We start from the raw sequence: 19,911 nt of genomic DNA, 5'->3' as shown, positions 1-19,911 counted from the left end.
TTTAAAAGATGAAATTCAAATCTATTATTCTTGCCTCAATCCTATCCTTAGGATTCTGTGGTCAGGCTTCTGCCTACGACTACGAGACCGTGAAGGGCGACCCGATGCAGACACGCATCTATACCCTGCCGAACGGACTGAAGATCTATCTGTCTGTCAACAAGGAGCAGCCACGTATCCAGACTTACATCGCCGTGCGCACCGGCTCGCGCAACGACCCTGCCGAGACAACGGGTCTTGCACATTACCTTGAGCACCTGATGTTTAAGGGAACGAATATTTTCGGTACGACGGACGCAGCCAAGGAGAAGCCTTACCTTGATGACATAGAGCGCCGTTACGAGCATTATCGCACCGTGACAGACCCGACAGAGCGCAAGCGCCTCTATCATGAGATTGACTCGGTGTCGCAGATTGCGGCACAGTACTTCATCCCCAACGAGTATGACAAGCTGATGTCGAGCATCGGAGCCAACGGCACCAACGCCTACACCAGCAACGACGTTACGTGCTACGTGGAGGACATCCCCGCCAACGAGGTGGACAACTGGGCACGCATCCAGGCTGACCGCTTCCAGAATATGGTTATCCGCGGTTTCCATACTGAGCTTGAGGCAGTGTATGAGGAGTATAACATCCACCTCTCTAGCGACGGCGACAAGGTGTGGAACGCTCTCGGAACGAAGCTCTTCCCCACACACCCGTACGGCACACAGACCACCATCGGCACACAGGAGCATCTTAAGAATCCGTCAATCACGAACATAAAGAACTACTTCCGCCAGTACTACGTGCCCAACAACGTGGCTATCTGTATGGCGGGCGACTTCGACCCTGAGCAGGTGGTAGCCACCATCGACCGCTACTTCGGCGCTTGGCGTCCGAGCCGCAAGGTCACATATCCTGAGTTTGCACCGGTTCGCACGCTGACAGCTCCTACGGACACCACGGTTGTGGGCAAGGAGGCTGAGCAGGTGATGTTAGGATGGAAGATGGACGGCGCTGCTTCATTGCAGAACGACACGCTCAACGTCATCACTTATATGCTCAACAACGGTACAGCCGGTCTGCTCGACCTTGACGTCAATCAGCCTATGCTCTGCCTCGGAGCAGGTGCAGGATGCATTGACATGCGCGACTATTCGCAGTTTGTGATGGTGGGTCAGCCCAATGAGGGTCAGACTCTTGAGGCTGTGAAGGACATCCTCCTCGCAGAAATCAACAAGCTTAAGCGTGGCGACTTCAGCGAAAAGCTCCTCAGCTCGGTGAAGAACAACCTCAAGCTCAACTTCCTCCGTTCGCTTGACAGCAACAGCAGCCGTGCCAACGCCTTCGTCCAGACATTCGTCAACGGACGTCCGTGGCAGACAGAGGTGGAGAAGTTCGACCGCATCAACGCCATGACCAAGCAGCAGATTGTCGACTTTATGAACAAGCACTTCACGGACGGTTATGCTATCGTTTACAAGCGCATGGGTGAGGACACGACGCAGAAGAAGATTGATAAGCCGCAGATTACCCCAATTCCCTCTAACCGCAACCTCCAGAGCGCATTCGTGAAGGAGATAACCGAGTCGGAGGTTACGCCTATACAGCCGCGCTTCCTCGACTACGACAAGGACTTCCAGCGTGCACAGACCAAGCGTAAGCTGCCGGTTTACTATATCCAGAACAAGCAGAACGAACTGTTCGATCTCTATTATCGCTTCGAGTTCGGTGAGGAAAGCAACAAGTGGTTGCCTTACGCACAGGATTATTTCGACCTGCTCGGCACAGACAAGATGTCTGCCAAGGAGGTGAAGGAGCGCTTCTATGAGTTGGGCTGCAACTACGGCATCTCTGTAAGCAACTCCAAGATGTATATCTTACTCAGCGGTCTGGGCGAGAACATGAAGGAGGCAATGGCTCTCATGGAGAACGTCATCAACCACGCCAAGGCTGACCGTGAGGCTTACGACCGCTTCGTGAGCACAACGCTGAAGTCGCGCAAGGACAACAAGCTCGACCAGAAGACCAACTTCCAGGCTCTTCAGACCTACGGTATGTACGGACCGTACAACGCTTTCCGCAACGTGCCCAGCAGCACAGAGCTGGAGCAGAAGGATCCGCAGCAGCTTGTAGACCTCATCGCTTCTCTGAAGAACTATAAGCACAGCGTCATCTATTATGGTCCGATGGAGCTGAAGCAGCTTATCGCCACTATCGACAAGGGTCATGCTGTGGCTAAGAAACTGCAGGACGCACCTGCCGCCAAGTATTACACCAAGCAGCAGACTCCTCAGACAGAGGTGCTTCTGGCTCCGTATGACGCCAAGAACATCTATATGATGCAGTATAGCAATGACGGTAAGAAATGGAATCCGGCTGAACAGCCCGTCATCACAGTCTTCAACGAGTACTTCGGTGGTGGCATGAACGGTGTGGTATTCCAGGAGCTTCGCGAGAGCCGCGGACTGGCATACAGCGCTTATGCTGACTATTCTACACCGAATCGCCAGCGCGACACCGACTACGCCATGACTTACATCATCTCTCAGAACGACAAGATGAGCGACTGCATCCGCGTGTTCAACGACATCATTGATACTCTCCCGCAGTCTGAGCAGGCTTTCGAGTTGGCTAAGCAGGCCACCAGCAAGCGCATCGCTTCTGAGCGAATCACCAAGACTGACATCATCTTCTCTTACCTCAGTAACAAGGAGCGCGGCATCAATTATGACATCCGTCGCAACATCTACGATGCACTGCCCAACCTCACTTTGAAGGATGTGGTGAACTTCGAGAAGAACAACTTCGCCGGCAAGACTTGGCGCTACATCATCCTCGGTGATGAGAAGAATCTCGACATGAAGGCTCTCGAGAAACTCGGAACCATCAAGCGAGTATCAACAGAAGAAATCTTCGGCTATTAAGCCGAGAGGACGTATTCCTTAGTTAGGGATAAATAAAATAACAGGAGTTACGAGCAAGGCGCAATGCCAAACTCGTAGCTCCTGTTTTGTTTTTAGGCGTAAACGAAATAGGGATTTTCCTATCAACCATTAGGAAATCATACCATTACGTTTTCATTCCATCTTGCTAATTTTGCATCAAGAAAAAACATAAAACCATAGAAGTTATGAAAACGAATGAATGGATGGCACTTATTGCTACAAGTTTTTTAATGTTTGCCTTATGTCTCTCGGCAACTGTATAAACTAATAAAAAAACGGAACATAAAAAAACAAGGACATACTCTGCATCAATGCAGAACATGTCCTTGTGTATAGATATATGCCTTCAGCAGCGATAAAGTGAAGGCTGAAGAATAATGAAATACTCTACTCGATAAAGAAATCGAAGTCTTCCTTTTCTTCCTTCTTGCTGTCATCGAAGTCGTCGAAGCCGTCATCATTCTTCTTGGTCGCTGACTTCGGTTTCTCCTTCAGCTTTCCGTCCTTGTCGAACATTCCGTAGGTGGTTCGGAGGACGATAAACTCGGTGCGGCGGTTCAGCTGATTGCATACCTCCTGCTTGTCCTTGTCGAGCTTAAGGATAAATTCCTCCGACAGCACGTCGTTCTCCTTCAACCAAGGATATTTCTCGGTTAGCTTCTTCTTTATGGTCTTCGGCTTCTCCTTACCGTAGCCGACAGGCGAGAGGCGGTCGCGCGAAATGCCCTTTGCCGTGAGATATTCCACCACCGCTTCGGCACGACGCTGTGAGAGCAGCTTGTTGTATTCAGCAGATCCCTTATAGTCGCAGTGTGCCGACAGCTCTATGGTAACGTTGGGATTCTCGTTCAGCAGTTTCACCAGCTCGTCCAAAGCCACAGTGGATTCGGGACGGAGCGTAGCCTTATCGAAGTCGTAGAAGATGTTGTCGATGAGCACAGGAGCTGTTATCGAGGCAAGCGGGAACTGCAGTACGTGTTCTTCCGACTTGTCCGACTTCTCCACTCTTATCTCCTCCTTATGGTTGAGGAATCCCTTGCAGGTTCCGAGCAGAATATAGTCGACGCCCGGTGTCAGCACATAGTCGAACGAACCGTCACCCTTTACGCTTATTTTCTTGTTTGTGCCGTCAGATCCGACAACATAAACGAGAGCTGCGGGCAATTCGTAGCCGTCCTGCTCATACACCCATCCCTTCACGCTCTGTATTATTTCCGGGTTCTCAAAGCTGTAGATATGGTCCCATCCACGTCCGTCGTTACGGTTAGAAGAGAAGAAGCCACGGTTGTGAACCCCCTCGAACGTCATGCCGAAGTCGTCGCCTTGCGAATTGAGCGGATATCCTGGATGCTCCACGTGGTACTTGCCGTCCTTGCCTACGGAGGCGATGAAGATGTCGAGTCCTCCCATGCCGGGATGGCCGTCACTTGAGAAATAGAGGTCGCCATTGGGACGGAATGTCGGGAACATCTCGTTGCCCGGCGTGTTGATGGGCGCACCAAGATTCTCCACACCACCCAGTCCTGCCGGTGTGATGCGTGCTCTCCAGATGTCAAGCCCTCCCATGCCCCCCGGCATGTCCGACGTAAAGTAGAGCCATAGTCCGTCGGGCGAAACGGCAGGGTGGGCGTAGCTTGAGAGCGTATCGCCCGTAACCTTCAGTTCGTTGGCTTTTCCCCATGCTGCGTCCGATCGCGATGATGTCACAATCTGCGCATAACGGGGATAAGTGGGATCGGTGGCACATTGCGTAAGATACATAGTACGTTGGTCGGGCGACATGGCGCAAGCTCCTTCGTCATAGTCAGTGTTTACGCCTCCCGTTACAGCCTCCGGCTTCTGCCAGCGTCCCTTCTCGTCCTTTTCAGACACGAAGATGTCGGCAGGCTTAGCTCCGGTTATGCCGCTAAGTTCGTTGCCCTGCGCGTCATTACGGGTGGAGGTGAAGTAGAGCTGGTCATACTGGTCGCCTGCAAGCACAGGTGAGTAGTCGGCTCGGCGCGAATTGAATATGTCCATGCGCTTGACCGTATAGCGCGAACCTTCCTTCTTCCATGTCGGTGCGTTCTGCGCCGAAACCAGACCGTTGCGTGCCAGCGTCATGGCAGCGTCATGCGACAATGCTGCGGGCAAAGCAGCCGACGAGCGTCCGAGTGTCTTCTTCTCGGTCTGCAGGTCTGCACCTGCCGAAAGCGAATCCACCACTTCCTTGAACATCGTCTCAGCCTGCTTGTACGATCCGTTCCTAAGCAGCTGGCGTGCGTAGGCGAGGCGGTCCATTGTGGACGCCTGCTTGTAGCGGATGGCGTTGCTGTATGCAGCCATAGCCTTCTGCGAGGCATTGATGCGCTCGTTGCAGTAGGCAATCTTGAGCGCAATCTGTCCACGGCGCTCGCGTTCCTTAGGCGAAGTCCTTGAGTAGGCTTGCTTAAACTGTGTTGCAGCGTCGTAATACTCGCCGATGGCAAGATATTTCTCGCCCTTCTTGAGGTTCTTGTCTGCTCCGCATCCCGTCAAGGTCATAGCCATTATGACGAGAAGGCTGAGAGCGGTGAATGGAATGTATGGTCTTTTCACGTCTTGGATGTTTTGCTTGTTTTGTTGTGTGCCGGCGGTTGGGCTATTTATCGAAGTCAACGCGGTATGTGCATCCGTTGCGCCAGTTGCTGCAGCCATAAGCCGTCTTTCCCTTTATTATCGTTCCCTTGCCGCAGACCGGGCACGTCGTTCCGATAATGGAATCGTCTGTCTTCTTGTTGTCCGCCTTGGCTGTCGTTGTCTTCTTCTTTGTGGTCTTCTTTTTCTTCTTCAGATCCTCGTCGGTCAGCACTGTTACTCTTCGGTTGGTATTGTCGCGCAGCACGTCGTTCACAATCTCGGTGACCTGCTGCTTCAGTCCGTTGATGAAGTCGGCAGCGTCGTCTTTCTTGTGCTCGATGTCGCGCAGACGCTTCTCCCAAATGCCCGTAAGCTCACAGCTCTTTAGAAGTTCCTCATGGATGATGTCAATGAGTTCTATTCCCGTTGCCGTAGCCACCAGATTCTTGCGTTCGCGGCGTATATAGTGTCTCTTGAAGAGGGTCTCTATGATTCCTGCTCTTGATGACGGGCGTCCGATGCCGTTCTCCTTCAGTGCGGCACGCAGTGTCTCGTCCTCCACAAACTTACCTGCTGTCTCCATCGCACGGAGTAGAGTTGCTTCGGTGTAATACTTCGGTGGAGTGGTCCACTTCTCTGAAAGCGTCGGCGTATGCGGTCCGCTTTCTCCCTTGACGAACGTGGGCAGCGTGCGTTCCTCGTCGCCCTTGTTATGGTCGTCGTCCTCAGAAGTGGCGTTAGGCGTTGGCGTTGCAGCTTGGCTTGTGGGCTGTGCGTAAACGGCTCGCCATCCAGGAGAGAGGATCTCCTTTCCGTTAACCTTAAACTCGATGTCCTCCACGTTTCCTAATACTGTCGTAGTGGAGAACTTGCAGTCAGGATAGAACACGGCAATGAAGCGGCGGGCTATCAGGTCGTAGACGTTTCGCTCAAGGTCGGTAAGGCTTGTGGCAGGCACGCCGGTCGGGATGATGGCGTGGTGGTCGGTCACTTTCGACGTGTCGAAGACGCGCTTCGACTTCGTCAGCTTCTTTCCCATAAGCGGCTGCATGAGCGGTCCGTACTGCTTGCTGATGCCGGAGAGGATGGACGGACACTTGGGATAGATGTCGTCGCTGAGGTATTGCGTGTCCACACGGGGGTAAGTGGTGAGCTTGCGCTCGTAAAGACCCTGTATTATCTTAAGCGTTGTCTCAGCGCTGTATGAGAACTTACGGTTGCATTCCACCTGCAGCGACGTAAGGTCGAAGAGTCGTGGTGGTGCTTCCGTACCGTTCTTCTTCTGCACAGCAGTGACCGTGAACGGCTTGTCGGCTATGGTTGAGAACGCTGCCTCTCCTTCTTCTTTTGTCGTAAACTTGCCCTTTGTGGCTGTAAAGGTGGTGTCGCGATATACGGTGGCAAGCACCCAGTAAGGCTCCGGCTCGAACGAATCAATCTCCTTCTGACGGTTTACGATAAGTGCAAGCGTCGGCGTCTGCACACGACCGATGGACAGCACCTGACGGTTCTGTCCGTACTTCAGCGTGTAGAGGCGGGTGGCGTTCATGCCGAGCAGCCAGTCACCGATGGCACGGCTCAGTCCGGCAATGTAAAGCGGCTGGTATTCGCTCTGGTCTTTCAGCTGGCTGAATCCCTCCCTTATCGCCTCGTCCGTCATTGACGAAATCCAGAGGCGCTTTACGGGGCACTTCGCTCCAGCCTTCTGCATCACCCAACGCTGTATGAGTTCACCCTCCTGGCCGGCGTCTCCGCAGTTGACGATGCTGTCAGCCGACTGCATTAGTTTTTCTATTACGGCAAACTGGCGCTTGATGCCGTCATCATCAATGAGTTTTATTCCGAATCGTGGCGGTATCATAGGCAGAGCGGAGAGGCTCCAGTGCTTCCATAAGTCGGTATAGTCGTTTGGCTCCTTCAGCGTGCAGAGATGACCGAAGGTCCACGTCACCTGGTATCCGTTGCCCTCCATATATCCGTTGTGGGCGCTTGTGGCACCAAGTATGCGTGCTATGTCCTTTGCCACGCTTGGTTTCTCGGCGATGCAGACTATCATATAATGTATCCTTTTTGTTTCTTCTTGTTGTTAATTATCTTCTTCTTGTTTCTCTTCTCCCTTTATCATGAAGGCAAATTTAGGGGTTATCTCGCATCCTATGGCTGTCTTGAAGTCGCACAGACCATAGTTAGGCGTGCCGTCCATGGTGGACGGACCGATGTCGAGGATGCGTAGTCCTTCGCGCTGGTAGTGCATGAAGAGTCGGTAGGCGAAATAGTTCATCGGGCGAAGATGAGAATAGGCACGCAGGTCGCCCCAGTAAATCACCTGCGCAATGCCCTCTGCCACGTGGAATATCTGCGCTGCCGCCACGTCCTTTCCTTCATATTGCAGAAGGAAGAAGTCGGCAGGAACCGTGCGCACCGTCTTTTCCACGTCATCCAGCGTCATGCTCAACCTATAGTCATGCTCCTCACGGTTTGCCTTTATCACGCTGTACGCCCGGCGGAGTCCTTCTGTGTCGTCACGTTGGATGGCTATGAACTCGAATCCGGCACTCATTCCTCTCTTCAGATTCTTTCGTGCGCTCTTCTCAAGTCCCTCCTCATACCCCTTAAACTTGTCAAGCGGGAAGAAGAAGTTGAGGTCAATGTATTCCAGTTTGGCGTGGCGTGATAGAATGTTCACGCAGGAATTGATGAGCGTCGGAGCGTAGAATGCGGGCGGAAGGACAATGTATACGGGCTTGCCGACGCTTTTAGCGTATTCAGCAAGAGCCTTTACAGCCTCCTCAATGGTGTCGAGCCTTTGCTGCTTGTTGGCGGACAATCCGCCGAAAGGCGCCGAGAAAGGCGAGAGCAACTTTCCGTTGCATTCGCCAAGCACCATCCCGAACCTCGTCTTTCCGCCGTCAGCAAAGAGCAGATACCTTACTGCGTCAGCCTTATGTCGGTTTATTTCGCTGAAGGCAGCGGTGTTGAAGATGTGCGGGTGATGCTCAATGGCATTCTTATATTCCTGTGCCGATACTTCCTGAATGGTCATTTCTTAATATTCCAGTTGGTTTTGCTTTACAATATTGTTGCTATATCCTGAAGTCGTTAATCAGTTTAGCCACGCATTCCCTCTCCTCTTCAGTCACCACTTGCGAAACCGGAATGCTCAGTTCTTCCAAGTGTATGGCCTCCGTAATGGGCAGATGGAGGGAGCGCAGCTCCTCGTAAGCCCGCTGATGGTGCGGCGGAATGGGGTAGTGGACGTCGGTCTGCACCCCGTTGGCTTTCAGATATTCCTGCAGCTTGTCCCTCTGTTTGCACATAAGCGGAAAGATATGGAACACGCTGTTCTGCCAAAAGTCGTCGGTAGGCAGGCTGACCAGTCGGTTCTTTATATTGTCAATGTAGAAGCGGGCGTTGCTGCAGCGCCTCTCGTTCTCCTCGTCAAGGAATGGCAGCTTAGCCAACAGCACCGCAGCCTGCAGCTCGTCCATGCGCGAGTTTACTCCCTTGTGCGAGAAGACATACTTGCGTTCCGAACCATAGTTGCCCAATGCCCTTACCATATCAGCCAGTTCGGTGTCGTCCGTCGTAACGGCTCCACCGTCGCCGAGTGCTCCGAGGTTCTTCGTTGGATAGAAGCTGTGTCCGGCGGCATCGCCCAAAGCTCCCGTCTTCTTATCGCCGAAGCGACAACCATGAGCCTGGGCGTTGTCCTCAATGAGCAGCAGATTATGGCGTCGGCAGATGTCGCCTATGCGGTCAGTGAATGCGCATCTGCCGTACATGTGTACAATCATTACGGCACGGGTGTGCTTTGTGATGGCATCCTCGATGAGGCTGTCGTCAATCTGCAGCGTTTCACGTCTCGGTTCCACCAGTACCGGCTTCAACCTGCATCTCGAAACGGCTATGATGGAGGCGATGTATGTGTTGGCAGGCACAATCACTTCGTCGCCCTCCTTCAGTCTGCCCATCTCTATGTAGGCACGCATGATGAGCGTAAGCGCGTCCAGACCGTTGCCGCAAGCCACGCAATGACGGGTGCCTGTATAGTCGGCATATTCCTGCTCGAAGCGTTTGGTGGCGTTTCCCTTCAGAAACCATCCGCTGTCCGCCACGTCAGTGAGTGCCTGCCTGATGCTTTCGGCATGCAAGGCGGTGATGCGCTTAAGATTGACGAGTTCTATCATTATTTCTTTTCTTCTTCCTTGTTTTGTATATATCTTACAAAGTCGTCGTACTCTCTGATGTAGTCAGCTTCGAGAAACTCCTCGCTTGCGAGAACGAGGCACACCGAACCCGATGAGAAATCTTCGAGCGTACGCCATATTCCGGTCTCTACAAGCAGTCCCTGCCAAGGGTGATTGAGATGGAAGGTCTCCTTCTCGTGTCCGTTGTCGAGTGTCACGCTGAACGATCCGCTCACGGCAATGATAAATTCGCGGCATTCTTTGTGTGCATGACCGCCGCGACTTTCGCCCGCAGGAATGTCGTATGTCCAGTATACGCGCTTAATGTTGAAAGGCACATGGTGCAGACTTTCCGCCACGGTAAGGTTGCCGCGGATGTCGAATATTTTCGGTAGGTCGATGAGGGTGCGTTCTGATGTTTCCATTGTGGATATATAGTTGTGTGTGATGTATATATATTTAACGTAATAAACGGTTATTTATTACATCCGTAAGAGGTTTAACGAACCATCTCCTTAGGGCTTCAGCCACGAGAATGGTGCTTATGATGGACACGGCAAGATTGATGGCAGCCAGTTTCTCCGACCCGTCATAACCGACGATGTGCTGTACGATGCGGATGACAAGGAGGTGAGCGATGAAAATCTCGAAGCTTACAGATCCGAGCCAGCTCATCGGCTTCGACTGTAGAAGCCTTGTTGCCCAACCTTCCGAAGCGTCAGCCGTCGTCAGTCTCACCACTATCAATGGCATTACGGGCCAGAACAGCATGGAGCATCTTATCTGCGGGCACATTATCTGATACAGGGCGTACACAGCCAGAAGCAGAGCCACGTCCACGTAAGGGAACAGTCTCGGCTGCTTCCTTACGCTTGGGCAGGTCTTGTAAAAGCGGTAGGCGATGATACCCAACGAGAAGTCGATGGCGCGGAGCAGCGGATTGGAGTAGAGCGTGCAGTTGGTCATCTTGTCCGGCACCTGCAATGCCAGGCAGGCGTACACGGCGGCAAGCACTGTCATGCCTATTGCGAGGCGGCTCGTCCTTATGCTTGTGAGCCATTTATAGAGCCATGCGAACACGATGTAGCAGAAGAGCGTATCGCAGAGAAACCACGACACGCCGTTAGCCACGAACAGCGTATGGTCAGACGGTATCCATGTCTGGACGAGCAGAAGGCTTGTCGCTATCTGCAATGCGTCGTAGCTGACGCCAAGCCTATAGTCCAATGCCACTGTGGCTGAGAAGAGCAGCAGGTGGAGCGGATAGAGATGCCAGAAATGCTTCCAGAAGAAGCGCTTTCCGTCGAACTCGCCTCTGCTTACTCTCGGACCGTAGCCGTATGAGAGGACAAAACCGCTGAGCACAAAGAAGAACGCCACGCCGCCTTCCCCTCCGAAATCAAAGGGCGAGTGGGCGAGCGGTTCCACGCTATGGCTCAGATATATAAGAAGAATAAACAGGAAACGCGCCGCCTGAAGCGTGCGAATCCTGTTCGTATTGTCTTGTCGTAATGTCGTTTCCTGCATGCTTTTTACTTCTCCATGTACGGATCGGTGCCCAGTACTGTGGCAGCCAGACGCTTAGCCTTGTCGCGCAGAGTGGTGGTGTCAGCGTCAGGTTCGCCGTAGCAGAGCGTCACGCCCATTCGTCTGCCGACGTGTGCCTCGGGCTTTCCGAAGATGCGGATGCGTGTATGGTCTTCCTTAAGAGCCTCCACGAGGTTGTAAGGCAGCGGATCGTTCGATTCCACCGGTGAGAGAATAACGGCGCTTGCTCCTGCATGCTCGAGGTGGATGCCGGCGATGGGCAGTCCCATAACGGCACGGAAGTGAAGCTCAAACTCTGAAAGGTTGGTGGTATGACCCAGTGTCACCATGCCTGTGTCGTGCGGACGCGGTGAAAGTTCGGAGAAGATCACCTCGCCCTGCTTCGTGAGGAAGAACTCCACACCCCACAGACCGGCTCCGGTAAGAGCGCGTGTCACCTTCTCTGCCATGTCCTGCGCCTTGAGCAGTTCGTCCTCAGGAATGCTGAACGGCTGCCAGCTCTCGCGATAGTCGCCGCCTTTCTGTACGTGTCCGATGGGCGGGCAGAAGAGTGTGGGTCCGTCTTTCTGTGTAACGGTAAGGAGAGTAAACTCCGAATCGAAGTGGATGAATTCCTCGATGATAATCTCCTTCACGTCGCCGCGGCTACCTTCCATGGCGTCATTGAAAGCCTTTTCCAGCTCAGAAGCTTCGCGGACGATGCTCTGTCCGTGACCTGAAGACGACATAAGGGGCTTTATCACGCACGGGAAACCAATCTCCTTCGAGTGCTCGAGGAGCTGTTCCAGGGTGGTGGCATAGAAATACTTGGCTGTGCGCAGACCCAGCTCCTTGGCTGCGAGGTCGCGGATGGCCTTGCGGTTCATGGTGAAGTTGACGGCGCGTGCGCTTGGAACCACCTGAATGCCCATCTTCTCAAAGTCGAAGAGTCGTTCGGTTCGGATGGCTTCAATCTCCGGTACGATAACGTCCGGCTTGTGACGCTCCACCACAGCGGCAAGTGCGTCGCCGTCCAGCATGCTGAAAACCTCATGTTCGTCGGCAACCTGCATTGCCGGTGCGTTCTCATACTTGTCGCATGCAATGACATACTGTCCTGCACGCTTGGCGGCGATGACAAATTCCTTGCCCAGTTCGCCCGAACCTAACAATAATATTTTCTTCATCTTATAGTGTAGTAATTTTATGTACATTATGGTTTCAAGATGCTAATGTACGATTAATTTTGCAGTCTACAAAGTTTTTTGAACGAATTTTATCAAATGGTCGGTAAGTCAGAAAATTGTTGTATCTTTGCAAAGATAGTACAAACTAATAAAAACAACAATAACTCTATAGAATAAACAACATTTTCGACAATGGCAACAGTAGACGACAAGAAGGTTATCTTCTCCATGGTGGGAGTGTCAAAGATTATCCCCCAAAACCGCAAACAGATTTTGAAGGACATCTATCTGTCCTTCTTCTATGGCGCCAAGATTGGCATCATCGGACTTAACGGAGCCGGTAAGTCCACTCTTATGAAGATTATCGCAGGCCTCGAGCAGCCCACAAGCGGCGAGGTGGTCTGGAGTCCGGGCTATACTGTCGGCTACCTGCCGCAGGATCCGCCGCTCGACGAGACGAAGACTGTGAAAGAGAATGTCATGGAAGGCGTTAAGCAGGCTTATGACGCATTGAAGGAATACGAGGAAATCAATGCCAAGTTCGGCCTTGAGGAGTATTATGGCGACCCGGACAAGATGGACCGTCTCATGCAGCGTCAGGCTGAGGTGCAGGACATCATCGACGCTACAGACGCATGGAACATGGACTCTAAGCTCGACCGTGCTATGGCTGCATTGCGCTGTCCGAAGGGCGAACTCCCCGTTACGCACCTCTCTGGCGGTGAGCGCCGCCGTGTGGCATTGTGCCGTCTGCTCCTTCAGAAGCCCGACGTGCTCCTCCTCGACGAGCCTACCAACCACCTTGACGCTGAGAGCATCGACTGGTTGGAGCAGCACTTGCAGCAGTACGAGGGAACGGTAATCGCCGTTACGCACGACCGTTACTTCCTTGACGATGTAAGCGAGTGGATTCTTGAGCTCGACCGCGGTGAGGGAATACCTTGGCATGGCAACTATTCGTCATGGCTCGACCAGAAGACCAAGCGCATGATGCAGGAGGAGAAGCAGGCTTCCAAGCGCCGCAAGGCTCTCGAACGCGAGCTTGAGTGGGCACACATGGCTCCGAAGGCGCGTCAGGCAAAGGGTAAGGCACGTCTTAACGCATACGAGCAGATGCTCGGTGAGGAGCAGAAGGAGCGTGAGGAGAAGCTCGAGATATTCATCCCGAACGGTCCTCGTCTCGGCAATAAGGTGATTGAGGCGCAGCACGTGCAGAAGGCTTTCGGCGACAAGGTGCTCTTCAACGACCTCAACTTCATGCTTCCGCCTAACGGCATTGTTGGCGTCATCGGTCCTAACGGTGCCGGTAAGACCACTCTCTTCCGCCTTATCATGGGACTGGAGAAGGTTGACGGTGGTACGTTTGAGGTGGGCGAGACTGTTAAGCTTGCCTACGTTGACCAGCAGCATAAGGACATCGATCCGAAGAAATCAGTGTATGAGACCATATCGCAGGGCAACGAGACAATGCGCCTTGGCGGTCGCGACGTCAACGCCCGTGCCTATATCTCACGCTTCAACTTTGCCGGAACAGACCAAAGCAAGTTGTGTGAGAACCTTTCAGGTGGTGAGCGCAACCGCTTGCAGTTGGCTCTCGCTCTGAAGCAGGAAGGCAACGTGCTTCTCCTCGACGAGCCCACCAACGACATCGACGTCAACACGCTGCGTGCGCTTGAGGAAGGTCTTGAGAGCTTCGCCGGTTGTGCAGTGGTTATCAGCCACGACCGTTGGTTCCTCGACCGTATCTGTACGCACATCCTTGCCTTCGAGGGCAACGGAGAGGTGTTCTTCTTCGAGGGCAGCTATTCTGACTACGAAATCAACAAGGCACGTCGTCTTGGCAATGAGGACATCAAGAAGGGACGTTACCGCAAGTTGATGGACGACTAAACGTAGTCTTTAATAAGAAATGTTAAGCTGATTCTTTCAAGTCACGAAGAATCATGCTTCCTATAATTATGAGCGCAAGTGTTACCACTAACGGAGTGTAAGGGGTGATGCTTGCGCTCATTGTCGTTGGTAGGGATATGTGTGAGAGGGTGTTGTGTATGCTGTCCGACATGGAGGAGAGCATACTTGCCGTCATGCTGACGATGCGAGTCTTGAGAATGTCGAAGCCGTCGACGAGGAAGAACACCACTACGCATGCGGCTGCCATGACAGCCGTCCACAGATTATACATTCTGTAGCAGCGCGCGTCAACCTCCTCCGGCAACTTCTGCATCACACGGTCTGCGAATCCGTTGTCGTCTATACGCATACGCACACTGTCGGCAAAGAACTTGTTGAGGAGTTCTTCGTCGACAGCACCATTATTACTTATTATGTTCTTTTTTTCAGTCATAGTTAATATCCATTTTGTTTTAGGAACATTGTCAGCTTCTGCTTGCCTCTGAATATGTGCGACTTGACGGTGCCGACCGCCATTCCCGTTATCTCAGCTATGCGTTCTATGGGATAGCCGTCGACGAGTTGCAGCGTCACACAGGTGCGTTCCTTGTCGGCAAGTCTGGCGAGCGCTCCGTAGACGTCCATCTTCATGCCCTGTTCGCTGTTGGCGGCGCATCGGTTAGCCACAGCCGGACAGTCCGTATCGGTAGTGGGACGCTGTCGGCGGTGATGGTCGTAGAGCACGTTGTAGGCTATACGATACAGCCAAGTGGAGAACGCCGCCGTACCCTTAAACTGGTGTATGTTGGTGTAAGCCTTAATGAAGGTGTCCTGCGCGAGGTCGTCGCTCAGCTGCTCGTCTCCCAAAGTCTGGTGGAGGAAGAATCGTCTTATAGGCGACTGATACTTCCTGACAAGCTCATTGAAAGCCGCTTTGTCATGAAGCTCAGCCACCTGTGAGATTAGAGAGAGATCGTCGTTTGTTACCTTCATTGTTTTTATAATATGATTTCTGAAGTGGCGGAGGCCGGAGACCTCCGCTACTATTAATCTTCGTTTCTTAACGATTCGTTTCGTTGGGATTATTTCTTTCTTCTCCGTTTTCCTCGTTATTCTCCGTCGTATCAGCGATGTCCGAATAGAGCGGTTCTTCGTAGGTTTCCTCGTTCTTGCGTTTCCACGTCAACTTGCTGTCATAGTTGTATTTCACCATAAACATCTGTCCTAAGCCGATGCAAGCCACGAGTCCACCTATGCCTACAAGAGGATTGGCGCCTAAGCACCAGAAGAAAATCATCAGACCCACACCCGTCGACGTGTTTCTCACGCCGCGTCTCCACATATATTGTGCTCTGCTGTTGAGGAGCGGTGCCTGCTCTTCCGTAAGCGGTACGCCTTTCTCCATTGCCATCTCAGCCAGACGGACGCGGTCCTTGTGGCGGCGTACGAAATAGCGGATGATGAGCAGCACTATTATCAGCGGCATGAAGAGGAAGAGAAGGAACACTAAGACGATGATGGTGCCCAAAAAGCCGCCGAACGCTGTCGTGAACATGTGGCTGAGCCATGAGAACGGATCGCCGAAGCGCGAAGGGTCTAAATCATTGGTGTCGTCCACCACATGCGATTTCCATCCTGGCATACTTGTGACCGAAACGCTGTCATTGTCCGTTGACGTTGTGTCCGAGTAAGCCTCTATGCCTTCGTCTTCCTGCGAGGCGGCATTGGCGGCGTCAGCCTTCGTGTCCTTCTGCTTGTCCACCATCTGCGTGCGTGGAGTGTGGCGGTGTTTCTGTGCCAAGGCAGGAACTGTGGCGCTCAATGTGAGGAGCATTGCCATTGAAAGGATTGTCTTTTTCATATCTGTATGTATGTTTTTTTATTGTTTTCTGTATGTTTGACTATTTATGCAAGCGATAAGTTGCAAAGCTACGAAAAAAAAATGGCGACTTGCTTACTTGGATAAAAATATGTAACTTTGCAACACATATATATAATATAAGTATATCCCCACGCTTTTAACAAGTAAGGACAATCCTATGAATCTTCCTTCAGATTTCGAAATTTATACGCGCAATCTTCTCGGCGACGCCCTTTACAGCCGTCTCCGCGAAGGACTGGCAGAAGCGCCGTCGCCCACAAGCATACGTCTCAATCCGTTCAAGGCCGCCTCGCGTGAGGTGAACGGACAGCTTATGGAGAGCGTCGTGCCTTGGTGTCCCGCCACAGGACGCTACCTTAACGAACGTCCCAACTTCACCTTCGATCCGCTCTTCCATGCAGGAGCTTATTACGTACAGGAGGCAGGCTCAATGCTTGTCGACCTTGCCGTACGCCATCTCATCACACAACCCGTACGCATGCTCGACCTCTGTGCTGCTCCCGGTGGCAAGTCAACAGCCCTGCGAGCCGCTCTGCCCGAGGGAAGCCTTCTCTTCACCAACGAGCCGATGCGCACACGTGTGCAGATTCTGAGCGAGAACATACAGAAGTTCGGTCATGAAGACGTCGTCGTAACCAACAATTATCCACGCGATTACCGCAAGGCACGCATCATGTTTGATGCCATCCTTGCCGACGTGCCCTGCTCCGGCGAGGGAATGTTCCGCAAGGACGAGGGAGCCATAGCGGAATGGAGCCGTCAGAACGTCGTCAACTGCTGGCGACTGCAACGCGAGATAGTAAGCGACATCTGGTCGTGTCTGCGTCCCGGTGGACTGCTCATCTATTCCACGTGTACGTTCAATGCGCACGAGGATGAGGAGAATGTGGAGTGGATAGCCTCTGAGCTTGGTGCTGACATCCTCAGTCTGCCCGTTGAGGCGGAGTGGGGCATAACGCCAGCCGTCGTAGGCGACATACCCGCTTATCGCTTCCTGCCGGGAGTGAGCCGTAGCGAAGGGCTCTTCCTTGCCGTGCTCCGCAAGCATGGCGACGCTGCTGAGGCTCCCGTGAAGGAGGACAACAGGAAAGCGCCGCGTCGAGGACGTGGCGAGAAGGCGGCTGCGATGAAGACGCCCGACGTGCAGCTGGTCTCTCCCTCCGACTATGCCGTACGCCAAGGCGCCTCCGACACGCTCCTTGCCGTACCGACGCGATGGGCTGACGTCTATGACAAGGCGGCAGCGTCGCTGAAGGTGATGCACGCCGGTGTGCAGCTCGGAACGGTGAAGGGCAAGGACGTGGTGCCAAGCCAGTCGCTCGCTCTCTCACGACAGCTCGACCGTTCAGCCTTCCCCACCGTTAATCTCGCCTACGCTGACGCCGTGGCTTATCTCCGTAAGGAGGCTGTGGCTCTGCCTGACGGTACGCCGCGCGGCTACGTGCTGCTGACGTACGACGGCATGCCGATAGGCTTCGAGAAGAACATCGGCAACCGCGCCAACAACCTCTACCCGCAGGAATGGCGCATAAAGAGCTCGCATGTCCCCGATGAGGCTCCCGCAGTTCTCACACAATCCGTATAACAAAACAAGAAAAACGTATACATAACAATATCATGCAACAATATCTTTCTCTCCTTAACCGCATCCTTACCGAGGGTGCCACAAAGACAGACCGCACGGGAACGGGCACGATGAGCGTGTTCGGCAATCAGATGCGCTTCAATCTTGCTGACGGCTTCCCCTTGCTCACCACCAAGAAGCTCCACCTCAAGTCTATCATCTACGAGCTGCTGTGGTTTCTGCGTGGCGACACCAACGTGCATTACCTTCAGGAGCATGGTGTGAGAATATGGAATGAGTGGGCGGACGAGAACGGCGACCTTGGTCCTGTCTACGGTCATCAGTGGCGCTCATGGCCCGACTATAACGGAGGCACTATCGACCAGATTCAGAACGTGCTCGACCTCATCCGCAATCATCCTGACTCGCGCCGCATGATTGTCTCTGCCTGGAATCCTGCCGAGGTGGAGCAGATGGCGCTGCCTCCCTGCCATTGCCTATTCCAGTTTTATGTGGCTGACGGCAAGCTGTCGCTCCAGCTCTATCAGCGTTCCGCCGACACCTTCCTCGGCGTTCCGTTCAACATCGCCTCCTACGCTCTCCTTCTTCAGATGATGGCGCAGGTGTCAGGACTGGAGCCGGGCGAGTTCATCCACACCACCGGCGACACCCACCTCTATCTTAACCACCTCGATCAGGCACGCCTCCAGCTCACGCGCACACCACGTCCGCTGCCCAAGATGCGCATCAATCCCGACGTGAAGAATCTCTTCGACTTCCACTACGAAGACTTCCAGCTTGAGGGCTACGACCCGTGGCCGCATATCTCAGCGCAAGTAAGCGTATAAGAAATCCTAACTCAAAACTCAAAATTCAAAAATGATATCAGTTATCGCTGCCGTTGCCGCCAATCGCGCCATCGGCCTTGAGAACAAGCTTCTCTATTGGTTGCCTAACGACCTCAAGCGTTTCAAGGCACTCACCACAGGTCATACCATCATAATGGGTCGCCGCACCTTCGAGTCGCTTCCCAAGGGCGCTCTGCCCAACCGTCGCAACATCGTCATAAGCCGTACGCAGACCTCGTTTCCTGGTTGCGACACCTACAGCTCGCTGGAAGAAGCCATCGCCCATTGCGCTGCTGACGAGGACGTATATATAATAGGTGGCGCAAGCGTCTACGAACAGTCGCTCCCCCTGGCTGACCGTCTCTGCCTCACGGAGGTTCACGACACGCCAGCCGACGCCGACGCCTTCTTCCCCGAGTACGAGGGATGGCGCGAAGTGAGTCGTGAGGAGCATCCCACGGACGAGAAGCACCACCAGACCTACGCCTTCGTTGACTATGTGAAGGCGAAGTGATAAGCTGCTGTGTAAAATGCTATTTAGGCAGGGCTTTGACAAAGAAAAACACAAGCAACAGAACAAACATAGGAGGCTATGGCGTCTCGCCGTAGCCACGCACCCACAAATGCAAGCAAATGGAATAATAGCCGATTGGGGTATGCTATGGGAGGCTGCGTGGCTACGGCGTCTCGCCGTAGCCACGCACCAACGAACAGTCAAGCATTAGCTGAGAGTAGCCATGCAAATATCGTACAAAGAGTAAAAACATGTTACAAAATAAAATTCAATTCTAGAGAATCGAAAAGCTGTTTTTATGGTTTTTTCCAGCATAAAAGCCACCCTCGATAACCTTCAAAAACACAAAGTGCCCTCAAAGTGCCACTTTTACAGTCTAAAAGCGGCGCTATTACAACGCAATAGTAGAGGTATTGGGTGGTAATAGCGGCACTATTACACCATAAAAGTGCCACTTTTACAACCCGTTTGTTTACGTACTTTTTCCGTAAATCGCATAACCGGCTGTGTATTAGCGATATAGGTCCAAATGCTCAAAACTCAAGATTTTCGCACCAAAGATTTTGTTGTGCGTTCAACTCATAGTATTGAGCATCAGAAATGCAAATATTGTGTCGGACGGCAAGGCGTCCGAATTAGGAATTAGGAATTTTGGGCTCATCCGATAAAGTCCGTGGCATCCCTACCCAAATATATCAACGATACATGATAGATTTTCCGTAAAGATGTTTACCTTTGCTGTATGAAAAATGATGTCAGCATTAATATGTACAAGGGACTT

At 52.7% G+C, this 19,911-nt stretch carries 15 protein-coding genes; 5 read left to right on the top strand and 10 right to left on the bottom strand.

Features of this window, described 5'->3' with window-relative positions; translation table 11 throughout:
- The first annotated feature begins 8 nt into the window (after nucleotides 1-8).
- Entirely contained in the window at nucleotides 9-2,912 is a 2,904-nt protein-coding gene (locus CHL74_RS06785; RefSeq protein WP_094880412.1) for a M16 family metallopeptidase, read from the top strand.
- Between the two features lie 408 nt (nucleotides 2,913-3,320).
- On the opposite strand, the gene porE is transcribed toward CHL74_RS06785, so the two are convergent.
- The 7 genes from porE to purT all read right to left on the bottom strand — a co-directional run bounded on the left by porE (nucleotide 3,321) and on the right by purT (nucleotide 12,432).
- Nucleotides 3,321-5,462: a PorE family type IX secretion system protein gene (gene porE, locus CHL74_RS06780; RefSeq protein WP_094880411.1), complete on the bottom strand. Its 2,142-nt coding sequence runs from the start codon at nucleotides 5,460-5,462 to the stop codon at nucleotides 3,321-3,323.
- A 91-nt stretch (nucleotides 5,463-5,553) separates the two neighbouring features.
- Nucleotides 5,554-7,587 carry a DNA topoisomerase 3 gene (locus CHL74_RS06775; protein ID WP_094880410.1) on the bottom strand — a complete coding sequence of 678 codons (2,034 nt, stop codon included), beginning with the start codon at nucleotides 7,585-7,587 and terminating at the stop codon, nucleotides 5,554-5,556.
- Between the two features lie 30 nt (nucleotides 7,588-7,617).
- On the bottom strand, nucleotides 7,618-8,574 hold the full coding sequence (locus tag CHL74_RS06770; protein WP_094880409.1) for a hypothetical protein: 957 nt from the start codon (nucleotides 8,572-8,574) through the stop codon (nucleotides 7,618-7,620).
- A 40-nt stretch (nucleotides 8,575-8,614) separates the two neighbouring features.
- The gene (locus CHL74_RS06765; protein WP_094880408.1) at nucleotides 8,615-9,718 is read right to left on the bottom strand and encodes a DegT/DnrJ/EryC1/StrS family aminotransferase; all 1,104 of its coding nucleotides are present in this window, start codon (nucleotides 9,716-9,718) and stop codon (nucleotides 8,615-8,617) included.
- On the bottom strand, nucleotides 9,718-10,143 hold the full coding sequence (locus CHL74_RS06760) for a sugar 3,4-ketoisomerase (RefSeq protein WP_094880407.1): 426 nt from the start codon (nucleotides 10,141-10,143) through the stop codon (nucleotides 9,718-9,720). The genes CHL74_RS06765 and CHL74_RS06760 overlap by 1 nt, the downstream gene beginning before the upstream one ends.
- 34 nt (nucleotides 10,144-10,177) lie before the next feature.
- The gene (locus CHL74_RS06755; protein WP_094880406.1) at nucleotides 10,178-11,245 is read right to left on the bottom strand and encodes an acyltransferase family protein; all 1,068 of its coding nucleotides are present in this window, start codon (nucleotides 11,243-11,245) and stop codon (nucleotides 10,178-10,180) included.
- Between the two features lie 5 nt (nucleotides 11,246-11,250).
- Nucleotides 11,251-12,432 (bottom strand): formate-dependent phosphoribosylglycinamide formyltransferase, encoded by a 1,182-nt coding sequence (gene purT / locus CHL74_RS06750; protein WP_094880405.1) that lies wholly within the window; start codon nucleotides 12,430-12,432, stop codon nucleotides 11,251-11,253.
- Between the two features lie 192 nt (nucleotides 12,433-12,624).
- Here purT and ettA point away from each other — a divergent pair, with 192 nt between their 5' ends.
- Entirely contained in the window at nucleotides 12,625-14,322 is a 1,698-nt protein-coding gene (gene ettA, locus CHL74_RS06745) for an energy-dependent translational throttle protein EttA (protein WP_094880404.1), read from the top strand.
- Nucleotides 14,323-14,344: 22 nt separating this feature from the next.
- Here ettA and CHL74_RS06740 read toward each other — a convergent pair whose 3' ends face one another.
- From CHL74_RS06740 to CHL74_RS06730, 3 genes are all read right to left on the bottom strand, one after another.
- Nucleotides 14,345-14,776: a DUF5056 domain-containing protein gene (locus CHL74_RS06740; RefSeq protein ID WP_094880403.1), complete on the bottom strand. Its 432-nt coding sequence runs from the start codon at nucleotides 14,774-14,776 to the stop codon at nucleotides 14,345-14,347.
- A gap of 2 nt (nucleotides 14,777-14,778) precedes the next feature.
- Nucleotides 14,779-15,315 carry an RNA polymerase sigma factor gene (locus CHL74_RS06735; RefSeq protein ID WP_094880402.1) on the bottom strand — a complete coding sequence of 179 codons (537 nt, stop codon included), beginning with the start codon at nucleotides 15,313-15,315 and terminating at the stop codon, nucleotides 14,779-14,781.
- A gap of 67 nt (nucleotides 15,316-15,382) precedes the next feature.
- Nucleotides 15,383-16,183 (bottom strand): DUF6249 domain-containing protein, encoded by an 801-nt coding sequence (locus tag CHL74_RS06730; protein ID WP_141241260.1) that lies wholly within the window; start codon nucleotides 16,181-16,183, stop codon nucleotides 15,383-15,385.
- Nucleotides 16,184-16,361: 178 nt separating this feature from the next.
- Between CHL74_RS06730 and CHL74_RS06725 the strand changes: the two genes are divergently transcribed.
- Genes CHL74_RS06725 through CHL74_RS06715 form a run of 3 tightly spaced genes read left to right on the top strand, consistent with a single transcriptional unit; the run spans nucleotide 16,362 to nucleotide 19,130 of the window.
- Nucleotides 16,362-17,789 (top strand): methyltransferase RsmF C-terminal domain-like protein, encoded by a 1,428-nt coding sequence (locus CHL74_RS06725; protein WP_094880400.1) that lies wholly within the window; start codon nucleotides 16,362-16,364, stop codon nucleotides 17,787-17,789.
- Between the two features lie 32 nt (nucleotides 17,790-17,821).
- Nucleotides 17,822-18,616 (top strand): thymidylate synthase, encoded by a 795-nt coding sequence (locus CHL74_RS06720; RefSeq protein WP_094880399.1) that lies wholly within the window; start codon nucleotides 17,822-17,824, stop codon nucleotides 18,614-18,616.
- Nucleotides 18,617-18,647: 31 nt separating this feature from the next.
- Entirely contained in the window at nucleotides 18,648-19,130 is a 483-nt protein-coding gene (locus CHL74_RS06715) for a dihydrofolate reductase (protein WP_094880398.1), read from the top strand.
- Nucleotides 19,131-19,911 lie beyond the last annotated feature (781 nt).

The sequence above is a fragment of the Prevotella sp. 885 genome, assembly GCF_002265625.1.
Lineage (GTDB): Bacteria > Bacteroidota > Bacteroidia > Bacteroidales > Bacteroidaceae > Prevotella.
Note: the sequence above shows the minus strand (reverse complement) of the source record. Positions and strands in the feature narration are given on the sequence as shown.